Annotated in this window: 2 protein-coding genes; both read left to right on the plus strand. The window is 44.2% G+C overall.

From position 1 onward, the window contains the following. On the plus strand, window positions 1–240 hold a 240-nt coding region (locus tag A3738_RS27295; protein ID WP_156504541.1), incomplete at its 5' end, for a DNA translocase FtsK. Between the two features lie 80 nt (window positions 241–320). Next, window positions 321–858: outer membrane lipoprotein chaperone LolA (lolA, locus tag A3738_RS27300; protein ID WP_156504542.1), on the plus strand; the 538-nt coding region annotated here is incomplete at its 3' end.

Genomic DNA, 858 nt, shown 5'->3' on the forward strand with positions numbered 1-858 from the left:
ATCGCTGCGGCCTTCGCTGAAGACTCTGGCGCAAGTGAACAAGATGCTTTGTTTGATGAGGCTGTTGCCTTTGTTACGACAACACGACGTGTGTCAATTTCATCAGTTCAGCGTAAGCTGAAAATTGGTTACAATCGTGCGGCAAACTTGGTCGAAGCGATGGAACAAGCCGGTGTCGTAAGTGAGGCGGGTCATAACGGCAGTCGTGAAGTTCTAGCTCCGCCACCACCTGAAGCATAAACTGTTTATTGGCTAACAAAGCCTTAATTTTTTCATTTCCTCCTGTGGTATGCTCTTTTCTTTTTTTTGGAGAGCATACCTTGCTGAAATCCCTCTCTTTACGGTTTTCTCTCGTAACGATTTTAATCATTGCCTCTTTTGATCTGTTTTCAAAAACACGCACAGACGCAGATGAATTGTCTGCATTGCTGTCTGCATCGGCGGATATTCAGGGGTCATTTATCCAATTTGTCGTTGATGGCAGAGGTACACGTGTTCAAGAAACACGGGGTGAATTTAAGGCTAAGAAGCCAGATTTGTTTTATTGGGAAACAAAAGCGCCATTAGCTCAGAAAATATACGTATATCAGGGTGAAGTAACTGTCTACGATCCCGATCTAGAACAGGCAAGTGTTCAGCTGCTTGGCGATGATCTCTCTGCCACGCCAGCTATGTTATTCAACGGTGATGCTGCATTAATCGCAAATAACTTCATTGTCGAGAAACGCGATGGTGAGGGTGACGAAGCACAGTTTCTTTTGTTTCCCTCTAGTGAAGGGAGTCTCTTTGAAGTGCTTCGTGTTCGTTTTAAAGGTACAACCCTTTCTGACTTAAGAATTACTGATTCATTGGGTCAAG

The organism is Oleiphilus sp. HI0066, from assembly GCF_001635725.1.